The sequence below is a fragment of the Streptomyces sp. NPDC048565 genome (assembly GCF_040650935.1).
In the GTDB taxonomy this organism is placed as follows: Bacteria; Actinomycetota; Actinomycetes; order Streptomycetales; family Streptomycetaceae; genus Streptomyces.
On sequence record NZ_JBEZIH010000056.1, the window covers coordinates 1 to 11,494 of the forward strand.

Below are 11,494 nucleotides of genomic sequence, written 5' to 3' on the forward strand. Positions count from 1 at the left end.
TCATCCAACGCCCGCCCGAACACCGGAAACACCAACGCCAACTCACGCCCCATCCCCGCCCACTGCGCACCCTGACCCGAAAACACCAACCCCAGGTCACCGGGGGCAGCGCCTGTCGGAGCGGTACGGGTGTCGGGGTCGCGCAGTGCTTCGAGCAGTGCCTCGCGTCCGGTTCCGACGGCCACGGCACGGTGGCCGAGCACGGCACGACCGGTGGCGAGGGTGTAGGCGACATCCAGCGGGTCCAGGGCGGGGTCCTGCTCGACATGGGCGAGCAGCCGCGCCGCCTGGTCCGCCACGGCCCGGGGCGTGCGGCCTGACAGCACCCAGGGCAGCACAGGAAGGGTATGGGAGGGCGTATCCGCCGTCGGCTCCGCGAGGCTCTCGGCAGGGATCACCGCCGGGGCCTCCTCCACGATCACGTGGGCGTTGGTGCCGCCGAAGCCGAACGAGGACACCCCGGCCCGGCGCGGGTGGTCGGCCGAAGGCCACTCCCGCGCCTCGGTCAGCAGCTCGACCGCACCACTGGACCAGTCGACCATCGGCGTCGGCTCATCCACATGCAACGTCCTCGGCATCACCCCGTGCCGCATCGCCTGCACCACCTTGATCACACCACCGACACCCGCAGCAGCCTGCGCATGACCAATATTCGACTTCAACGACCCCAGAAACAGCGGCCGTTCACGGCGGCCCTGCCCATACGTCGCCAACAACGCCTGCGCCTCGATCGGATCACCCAACCGAGTCCCCGTACCATGCGCCTCCACCACATCCACATCACCGGCCGAAAGCCCGGCATCCGCCAACGCCGCCCGCACCACCCGCTCCTGCGAAGGACCATGCGGCGCCGTCAGACCATTACTCGCACCGTCCTGATTCACCGCACTCCCCCGCACCACCCCCAACACCCGATGCCCAAGGCGCCGCGCATCCGACAACCGCTCCACCAGCAACAGCCCCACACCCTCCGACCAGGACGTGCCGTCGGCCGAAGCGGCGAAGGACTTGATACGACCGTCGGGGGCGAGCCCCCGCAACCGGGAGAACTCGACGAACGCGACCGGTGTGGACATCACCGTCGCCCCGCCCGCGAGGGCGAGGTCGCACTCGCCGTTGCGCAGGGCGTTCGCCGCCAGATGCAGGGCGACCAGGGAGGACGAGCAGGCCGTGTCCACGGCGACGGCCGGGCCCTCGAAGCCGTACGTGTACGACAGCCGGCCGGCGGCGACGCTGCCCGCGCTGCCGCTGAACAGATAGCCCTCGGCGTCCTCGGGCGGCAGTTGGGGACGCGAGCCGTAGTCGCTGTACATCAGCCCGGTGAACACTCCGGTGCGGGAGCCGCGCAGGGCCGTGGGATCGATCGCGGCGCTCTCGAAGCTCTCCCACGCGGTCTCGAGCAGCAGCCGCTGCTGCGGGTCGATCGCGGTGGCCTCCCGGTGCGAGATGCCGAAGAACTCGGGGTCGAACCGGTCGGCCTCGTGCAGGAACCCGCCCTCACGGCCGTACGACGTGCCGGTGTGGTCGGGGTCGGGGTCGTAGAGGGCGTCCAGGTCCCAGCCGCGGTTCTCCGGGAAGCCGGAGACCGCGTCCCTGCCCTCCTCCACCAGACGCCACAGATCCTCGGGCGAGGAGACCCCACCCGGATAACGGCAGGCCATGCCCACGATCGCGATCGGCTCGTGGCGCCCCTCCTCCATCTCCCTCAGCTGCCGACGTGCCTCCCTGACATCGGCGACGGCCTTCTTGAGATAGCCCCGGAGCTCTTCCTCGCCCGCCATGTTGCGTCAACTCCCGTATATCGCTGGTGTTGTTCGATGAGATTGCGGTGCTGATCCCTGGACCTGGTCAGTCCAGCTCGTCCACGAGGGCGAAGAGCTCCTCGTCCGTCGCCGACTCCAGGTCGTCCTCCTCGGGGTCGCCGGCCGTCGCGACGCCGCCGGCCGCCGCGTCGGCCGCGACGAGGAGTTCGCGCAGCCGCGCGCTGATCCGGCCATGGGCGCCCGGGTCCGTGGCGGCGGACGCGATGACGGTCCGCAGCCGTGACAGTTCGGTGAGCACGGCCTCGTCGGGCGCGGTCTCCTCGACGACGAGCAGTCCGCCGAGGTACGCGGCGATGGCCTTGGGCGTCGGCTGGTCGAAGACCAGGGTGGTGGGCAGCCGCAGCCCGGTCCCGGCGCCGAGCTGGTTGCGCAGCTCCACGGCGGTCAGCGAGTCGAAGCCCAGTTCCTGGAGCGGCCGGCCGCCCTCGATCGCGGTCGCGTCGGCATGGCCGAGTACGGCCGCCGCCCTGTCCCGTACCAGGTCGGTGAGCAGCTGGTCCCGCTCGGTGACGGACAGCGGCGCGAGCCGTTCGGCCAGCGCGGGGCCGCTGTCCTGCCCGGCACCCTGGACCGCCTGGGGCTTCCTGGTCCGGTTCCGGACGAGGCCGCGCAGCACCGCCGGAACCTCTTCCTCGTTCCGGCCGCGCAGGGCGCGGACGTCGAGCCGGGTGAGGGCGAGGGTGCTCTCCCCGGCCGCGGGCGCGGCGTCGAACAGGGCCATCGCGTCGTCGGTGGCCAACGGCAGCAGCCCGGAGCGGGTGAGACGGCGCAGGTCGGTTTCGGCGAGGTGCCCGGTGAGTGTGCTGGACTGGTCCCACAGGCCCCAGGCCAGCGAGAGTGCCGGCAGACCATGGGCACGGCGGTGCGCGGCGAGTGCGTCCAGGAAGGTGTTCGCCGCGGCGTAGTTGGCCTGGCCCGCCGTACCGAGCAGACCGGCGACCGAGGAGTAGAGGACAAAGGCGCTGAGGCCGAGGTCCCGGGTGACTTCGTGCAGGTGCCAGGCCGCGTCGGCCTTCGGCCGAAGGACATCGTCCAGACGCCCACCGGTCAGCCCCTCGACCGTCCCGTCGTCCAGCACACCCGCCGTATGCACCACACCCGACAGCCGCGCACCGAACCGGCCCACCAGCTCCGCCAACTGACCACGGTCCGCGACGTCGCACGCCTCCACGACCACCGACTCCGCACCCAGCGCCGACAGCTCGGCCGCCAACTCCCCGGCACCCGGCGCCTCCGCACCCCGCCGACTCACCAGCACCAGCTCCCGCACCCCGTGCTCCACCACCAGATGCCGGGCCAGGACCGTTCCCAGCGTGCCGGTGGCTCCGGTGATGAGGACCGCGCCGTCACCCCACGCCGGGGCCGCTGCCGGTGCGTCGTCTTCTTGATCAGGCGCAGGCAGGACGCGGGCCAGCCGTGGCACGAGCAGTGCGTCACCGCGTACCGCGCTCTGTGGTTCCCCGCTCGCCACCACGCCGGTCAGGGCGGTGCCGAGCCGGCCGGGATCGTCGGCGTCGACGACCTGGACGCGTCCCGGGTGCTCGGACCCGGCCGATCGCAGCAGACCCCACAGCGGGGCGTGCACCAGGTCGGTGACGTCCTCGTCCGGCGCGGTGGCGACGGCGTGGCGGGTGACGGCGACGAGACGGGTGCCGGTGAGCCGGTCGTCGGACAGCCAGGCCTGGATGTCCGCGAGTGAGGCACGTGCGGCGGCCCTGGCGTCCTCGGGCACGGCGACGCCGGTGCGCGGTTCGTCCAGGTACGGCAGGATCAGCGCGCTCGGCGCGGGTGCCCCCGCGTCCAGCGCTGCGGCCAGGGCCGCGGAGTCCGCGTAGAAGGTGACACCGGCGCCCAGGCCGAGGGCGTCCGCGCCCCCGACCCCGAGCACCGCCCAGCCGTGGGCCGCACCGTCGGCACCGGTACCAGCACCTGCACCGGTGCCGTCCAGCGGCGTCCAGTCGATCCGGAGCAGTCCGTCCGACTGCTGCCGCGATATGGCGTCCAGGTCGGCGGCGCGCAACGGGCGCAGCGTCAGTTCCGCGACCGATGCGAGGGTCGTGCCCTGCTCGTCGGCGATGGTCAGCGCTACCACCGGCGACCCGGCTTCGCTGCCCGTGCGGCTGAGCCGTACGCGCAGGGCCGAGGCGCCGGTGGCGCGTACGGAGACGCCGGACCACGAGAAGGGCAGCAGCGCCTCCCCGGTCTCCTGGGCGACGCCGGGCAGCAGTGTGTGCAGCGCGGCGTCCAGGAGGGCCGGGTGGACCGCGAACCGTCCGGCGAGCGGCCGTTGGCCGGCGTCCAGCGCCACCTCGGCGTACAGCTCGTCGTCCGAGGCCGCCCACAGCCTGCGCAGATTACGGAAGGCGGGCCCGTAGGCGTAGCCCTGGGCGGCCAGCCGGTCGTACGCGCCGGTCAGGTCGGTCTCGGTGGCCCCTGCCGGCGGCCAGTCCGTGAGATCCCCTTCGGTGTCCGGTGTCCCGTCGTCGTCGTGCAGTGTGCCGTGGGCGTGGAGCGTCCACGGGTCATCGGCCGGGCCACCGTCGTCGGGGCGGGAGTGGATCCGCAGGGGGCGTGCTCCGGTGGTGTCCTGGGCGCCCACGGTCACCTGGAGCCGGCGGGCGCCCCGGCCTGGCACGGCCAGGGGTGCGGCGAGGGTCAGTTCGCCGAGCTCGGGGGTGCCGGCGCGTTCTCCGGCGGCCAGGGCGATCTCCAGCAGGCCGGTGCCGGGGACCAGCACCGTGCCGGCCACGGCGTGGTCGGCCAGCCAGGGATGGGTGTGCAGGGACAGCCGCCCCGTGAAGATGTGCTCGTCACGGTCGGCGAGGGACAGTCCGGCGCCGAGCAACGGATGGTCACCGGCGGACAGACCGAACCCGGCCGCGTCGCCCACGGTGACGGGAGCGTCCAGCCAGTAGCGCTGCCGCTGGAAGGCGTACGTGGGCAGTGCGGTGCGCCTGCCTCCGGGGAACACCGTCTCCCAGCGCGGCCGGGCCCCATGCGCGACGAGGAGACCGAGCGCCGAGGTGAACGTCCGGGGTTCGGGGCGGCCCCGGCGCAGGGCGGCGACGACAGCGCCGGCCTCGCCGGTCAGCGACTGCTGGACCAGGGCGGTCAGCACCCCGTCAGGACCCAGTTCGAGCCACTCCGTGACACCGCGGTCCTCCAGCAGCCGTACGCCGTCCAGGAAGCGGACCGCCCCACGGACGTGCCGCGTCCAGTAGTCGGCCGAGCCCAGCTCATCGGGCGTGGCGATCTCGCCGGTGAGGTTGGAGACGATCGGGATGCGGGGCGCACGGTAGGTGAGTCCGGCCGCGACAGCCCGGAACTCGTCGAGGACGTCGTCCATGTGCGGCGAGTGGAAGGCGTGGCTGACGGGCAGCCGCCTGGTCCGTGCGCCCTGCCGGCCGAACAGGTCCGCGACCTCGTCCACGGCGTCGGCGTCGCCGGATATCACCGTGGACCGCGGTGAGTTGACCGCGGCGATGTCGACCCGGCCGCCGTACGGTGCGAGCGCGGCGCGCACCTCGTCCTCCGCCGCCTCGATCGCCACCATGGCGCCGCCCTCCCGGGCTGCCTGCATCAGTCTGCCCCGCTCGACGACCAGGACGGCGGCCTCCGGCAGGTCGAGGACGCCCGAGAGATGGGCGGCGGTGACCTCGCCCACGGAGTGGCCGAGCAGGTAGTCCGGGGTGAGGCCGTGGTGTTCGACGAGCCGGAAGAGTGCGGTCTCCACGGCGAACAACGCCGCCTGGGTGAAGGCCGTCTGGTCGATCAGCGCCGAGTCGGCGGACCCCTCGGGGGCGAACAGCACCGACTTCAGCGGCTTGACCAGCTCCCGGTCCAGGTGCGCGCAGACCTCGTCGAGCGCGGCGGCGAACACCGGGGACGTCTCGTACAACTCCCGTCCCATCCCCAGGCGCTGGGCACCCTGGCCGGTCAGCAGGTACGCGGTCTTGCCGGGCGCTCCGGGGACGGCCCGCAGAACCGTGCCACTGCTCTCGCCACGGGCCAGGGTGCCGAGCCCGTCGAGCAGTTCGGCCCGGTCACCGGCCACGACGACCGCCCGGCGGTCGTGCAGCGCCCGCGTGGCGGCAAGGGAATGGCCGACGTCCATGAGGTCCGCCTCGGGGTGGGCGGTCAGATGGGCGAGCAGCTGTGCGGCCTGGGCGGCGAGGGCCTGCTCGGTGCGGGCGGACAGCAGCCAGGGCACGGCGACGGGTGCAGGGCCGGTGGGTCGCTCGACCTCCGCCCGAGGTGCGGACTCCGGTGCGGGTTCCTCGATGATGACGTGGGCGTTGGTGCCACTGATCCCGAACGAGGACACCCCCGCCCGGCGCGGGCGGTCGGCCGAAGGCCACCCCCGCGACTCGGTCAGCAGCTCGACCGCACCACTGGACCAGTCGACCATCGGCGTCGGCTCATCCACATGCAACGTCCTCGGCATCACCCCGTGCCGCATCGCCTGCACCACCTTGATCACACCACCGACACCCGCAGCAGCCTGCGCATGACCAATATTCGACTTCAACGACCCCAAAAACAGCGGCCGTTCACGGCCCTGCCCATACGTCGCCAACAACGCCTGCGCCTCGATCGGATCACCCAGCCGAGTCCCCGTGCCGTGCGCCTCCACCACATCCACATCACCGGCCGAAAGCCCGGCATCCGCCAACGCCGCCCGCACCACCCGCTCCTGCGAAGGACCATGCGGCGCCGTCAGACCATTACTCGCACCGTCCTGATTCACCGCACTCCCCCGCACCACCCCCAACACCCGATGCCCAAGGCGCCGCGCATCCGACAACCGCTCCACCAGCAACAACCCCACACCCTCCGACCAACCCGTACCGTCCGCACCCGCAGCGAACGACTTCGACCGGCCATCCGGCGCCAACCCCCGCTGCCGCGAGAACTCCACGAAGACGTGCGGTCCTGCCATGACCGTGACCCCGCCGGCCAGGGCGAGGTCGCACTCGCCGTTGCGCAGGGCGTTCGCCGCCAGATGCAGGGCGACCAGGGAGGACGAGCAGGCCGTGTCCACCGTGACGGCCGGGCCCTCGAAGCCGTACGTGTACGACAGCCGGCCCGACACGACGCTGGAGAGGTTGCCTGCGAGCAGGAAACCCTCGTACTCCTCGGGGCTCGCGGCCAGTCGCGAGACGTAGTCGTCGTACATGGCACCGACGAACACCCCCGTGTTCGAGCCGCGCAGCCCCGTCGGGTCGATCGCGGCGCTCTCGAAGCTCTCCCACGCGGTCTCGAGGAGCAGCCGGTGCTGGGGGTCCATGGCGGTCGCCTCACGCGGCGAGATGCCGAAGAACTCGCGGTCGAACCGGTCGGCATCGTGCAGGAATCCGCCGTGCCGGACGTAGGAGGTACCGGTGCGTTCCGGGTCGGGGTCGTAGAGCGCCTCCAGGTCCCAGCCACGGTTCTCGGGGAAACCGGAGACCGCGTCCGTACCCTCCTCCACCAGACGCCACAGATCCTCGGGCGAGGAGACCCCACCCGGATAACGGCAGGCCATGCCCACGATCGCGATCGGCTCGTCGTCGGCGGCCCGTGCCGCCGGGCCGCCGGCACCGGCCGTTGCGGTGGCCGGGGCCAGCCGGGACAGCATCAGGTCAGCGACGCCCTGCGGCGTGGGGTGGTCGAAGACGACCGTGGCGGGCAGTCGCAGCCCGGTGGCGGCGTTCAGGCGGTTACGCAGCTCCACCCCGGCGAGGGAGTCGAAGCCGATCTCCTTGAACGCCCGTCTGGGATCGAGGCGTTGCACGTGGGAGCGCCCGAGGACGCCCGCGACGGTGGTCCGCACCAGGTCGAGGACGGCCTCGCGCCGCTGCTCCTCGGGGAGGGCGGCCGTACGTGCGGACCAGTCGCCGTCGTTCTGCCCGGCGGTGGCGGTCGTGGCGCGCCGGGCCCTGGTGCGGACCAGGCCGCGCAGCAGGGCCGCCGGTTCGGCTCCGGCCGTGTTCAGCAGGGCCGGGTCGAAGGCCGCGGGGACGCGCAGGGCGTGCTCGCCGGACGCGGAGTCGAAGAGCGCGAGGCCCTGCTCCGGGGTGAGCGGCCGGATCCCCGCCCGGGTCCACCGCGCGAGGTCGGACTCGCCGAGTGCGCCGCCCATGCCGTGCGTGGCATCCCACAGGCCCCAGGCCAGCGAGAGTGCCGGCAGACCATGGGCACGGCGGTGCGCGGCGAGTGCGTCCAGGAAGGTGTTCGCCGCGGCGTAGTTGGCCTGGCCCGCCGTACCGAGCAGACCGGCGACCGAGGAGAACAGGACAAAGGCGCTCAGGCCCAGGTCCCGGGTCAGCTCGTGCAGGTGCCAGGCCGCGTCGGCCTTCGGCCGAAGGACATCGACCAGACGCCCACCGGTCAGCCCCTCGACCGTCCCGTCGTCCAGCACACCCGCCGTATGCACCACACCCGACAGCCGCGCACCGAACCGGCCCACCAGCTCCGCCAACTGACCACGGTCCGCGACGTCGCAGGCCTCCACGACCACCGACTCCGCACCCAGCGCCGACAGCTCGGCCGCCAACTCCCCGGCACCCGGCGCCCCCGCACCCCGCCGGCTCACCAGCACCAGCTCCCGCACCCCGTGCTCCACCACCAGATGCCGGGCGAAGAGGGCCCCGAGACCACCCGTGCCACCGGTGATCAGGACGGCGCCGTCACCCCATGCGGGGGCCGGACCGCCACTCGCTGCTCTGACCAGCCGTGGCGCATGGAACCCGGTGCCGCGCAGGGCGAGCTCGGGCTCGCCGGTGGCGAGTGCGGTGGCCACCCTCGGGTCGTCGGGGCCGAGCACCGTGTCGGTGTCCAGGAGCACGATCCGGTCCGGGTGCTCGGACTGCGCCGTACGCACCAGGCCCCACAGGGGGGCTGCGTACAGCTGGGACACGCCCTCGTCCGGGGTCGCGGCGACCGCGCCCCGGCTGACGAGGAGGAGCCGCGCGCCGTCCGGGCGGGGGTCGTGCAGGAACCGCTGGAGCAGCTCCAGGAAGGCGGTGGCCGCCTGGTGCGCGGAGCTGGGCAGCTGCTCACCACGAGGGTCCTGGATGCCCGGGGCCAGGTGCTCGGCGCGTACCAGGAGGACGTCCGCCTGCGGCAGCTCGGGCCCCGTCACCTCCGTGACGTCCGGTGCCGCTGTGGGTTCGGGGGCCGTGACCCGCTGCCACTCCACGGCGTACAGATCGTCCGTGCGCCGGGGGGCGGACGCGGAGAGCCGGGCCGCCGTGACGGGCCGCAGGGCCAGGGAGTCCACGGACACCACGACCGCTCCGGCCGGATCGACGGCGGTCAGGGTGTAGGTGTCGGTCCCGGTCCCGGCCGGTGCGATGTGGACGCGCAGCGAGGTGGCGCCGATCGCGTGCAGCCGGGTACCGGTCCAGGAGAACGGCAGCCTGATGCCGTCGGCAGCCCCGCCGATGTCGGCGGCGTGCAGCACCAGGGGGTGCAGGAGCGCGTCGGCCAGCGCGGGATGCAGGCCGAAGTGCGCGGCCGCCGGGTGCTGTTCGGTCGGCAGGGTGACCTCGGCGTACAGCTCGTCACCCGACCGCCACAGCGCGGTCAGTCCCTGGAACACCGGGCCGTACTCGTACCCGAGGGTGGCCAGGCGGTCGTACACCCCGTCCAGCGGTTCCGCGACCGCCTCGGCGGGGGGCGGCCATGTCCCTGTCGCGGCCGACACCGGCTCGGCATGGTCGTGGGCCGTCGCGAGGACCCCGGACGCGTGGCGGGTCCACGGCTCGGCTTCGGCGGTGCCGTCGTCGGGGCGGGCGTGGATCGTGAAGCCGCGTGCGCCGGAGGGCTCGGGTGCCGCGACGGAGACCTGGACGCGGACCGCGGTGTGCTCGGGCAACACCAGCGGGGCCTCCAGGGTCAGTTCGTCGACCAGGTCCGCTCCGGCGCGGCTGCCCGCGGCCAGGGCCAGTTCGAGGAACGCGGTGGCGGGTACGAGCACGGTGCCGCCGATGGCGTGGTCGGCCAGCCAGTGGTGGGTGTCGGTGGAGAGGCTCCCGGTGAGCAGCAGGTCGTCCCGTCCAGCGAGGTCGACCGCGGTGCGCAGCAGCGGGTGCCCGGCCGGGTCGAGCCCGAGGCCGCGGGCGTCGCCGGGAGCCCCGGGCGCGAGCCAGAAGGGTGCGCGCTGGAACGCGTACGTCGGCAGATCGACGCGGCGCCCGTCCGGGTGGAGGGTGCCGCCGTCCAGCGGGGCGCCGTGGATCCACGCCGTGGTCAGCCCCTCGGTGAGGGTCTCCCGCTCGGGGCGGCCCGCCCGCATGAGGGGGACGGCCGCCGCGCTGTCGCCGAGCGCCGCGCGGGTCAGCGAGGCCAGAACCGCGTCGGGGCCGGCCTCGACGAAGACGGTGGCGCCCTGCCGGGCCAACGTGCGTACGGCGTCCAGGAAGCGGACCGGCCTGCGGATCTGGTCCGCCCAGTAGCCGGGAGCGGTGAGCTCCTCGGGGGTGGCGAGCTCGCCCGTGACGGTCGAGACGACGGGGACCCGGGGTGCGTGGAAGGTGAGGCTCTCGGCGACCGCGCGGAACTCGTCGAGGACATCGTCCATGTGCGGCGAGTGAAAGGCATGGCTCACCTTCAGGGCGCGGGTCCGGCGCCCGCGGGCCTGCCAGCGCCCGGCCAGCTCGTCGGCGGCGTCCGCGTCACCGGAGACCACGACGGAGGACGGCCCGTTGACGGCTGCCAGTGCCAGCCGGCCTCCCAGCGCCTCCAGGTCCGCGGTGAGCTCGGCCTCATCCGCCTCGATCGCGACCATCGCGCCACCCGCACGCGCGGACTGCATCAGCCGGCCGCGCGCGGCGACCAGCCGGGCGGCGTCGGGCAGGCTCAGCACTTCGGCCGCGTGCGCGGCGGCGATCTCGCCGATCGAGTGGCCGGCCACCAGGTCGGGCACCGTGCCGTGGTGCGCGGCGAGCCGGAACAGAGCGGTCTCCACGGCGAACAGGGCGGGCTGGGTGTACGCGGTCCGATGCAGCAGCTCGCCCTCCGGGCTGCCCTGGTCGGCGAACATCGCCTCCTGCAAGGGGTGTTCGAGGTACGGGTCGAATGCGGCGCATACGTCGTCGAGCGCGGCGGCGAACACCGGCGACGTCTCGTACAACTCCCGGCCCATGCCCAGGCGCTGGGCACCCTGGCCGGTGAACAGGAACGCGGTCCTGCCCGCCCCGACCGCACTGCCGGTGCGCACCTCGGGCGCCTGCTCCCCGGCAGCGAGGGAGTCCAGGGCGCCGAGCAGGACGTCGGTATCCCCACCGCTCACCACGGCCCGCTCGGGCAGCGCGGTGCGGGTGGCGGCCAGGGACCAGCCGACGTCGGCGGGCAGCGCGTCCGACTCGGCCACGAACTCGCGCAGCCGAGCGGCCTGAGCGGCCAGGGCCTCCGGGCTGTGGGCGGAGAGCAGCCAAGGGCCGGGGGACGCGGACGGCAGCTCACGGCCGGTCTGGGTCTCCGGCTGGTTCGCGGGTTGCGGTGCGGGTTCCTCGATGATGACGTGGGCGTTGGTGCCACTGATCCCGAACGAGGACACCCCCGCCCGGCGCGGACGGTCGGCCGAAGGCCACCCCCGCGCCTCGGTCAGCAGCTCGACCGCACCACTGGACCAGTCGACCATCGGCGTCGGCTCATCCACATGCAACGTCCTCGGCATCACCCCGTGC

2 protein-coding genes are annotated in these 11,494 nt (G+C 73.4%); both read right to left on the reverse strand.

Features of this window, described 5'->3' with window-relative positions; genetic code table 11:
- The coding region (locus AB0C75_RS35775) for a type I polyketide synthase (RefSeq protein ID WP_362896702.1) at positions 1-1,781 on the reverse strand (1,781 nt) is incomplete at its 3' end.
- 67 nt (positions 1,782-1,848) lie between these two features.
- The gene (locus tag AB0C75_RS35780; protein WP_362896704.1) at positions 1,849-11,466 is read right to left on the reverse strand and encodes a type I polyketide synthase; all 9,618 of its coding nucleotides are present in this window, start codon (positions 11,464-11,466) and stop codon (positions 1,849-1,851) included.
- Positions 11,467-11,494 lie beyond the last annotated feature (28 nt).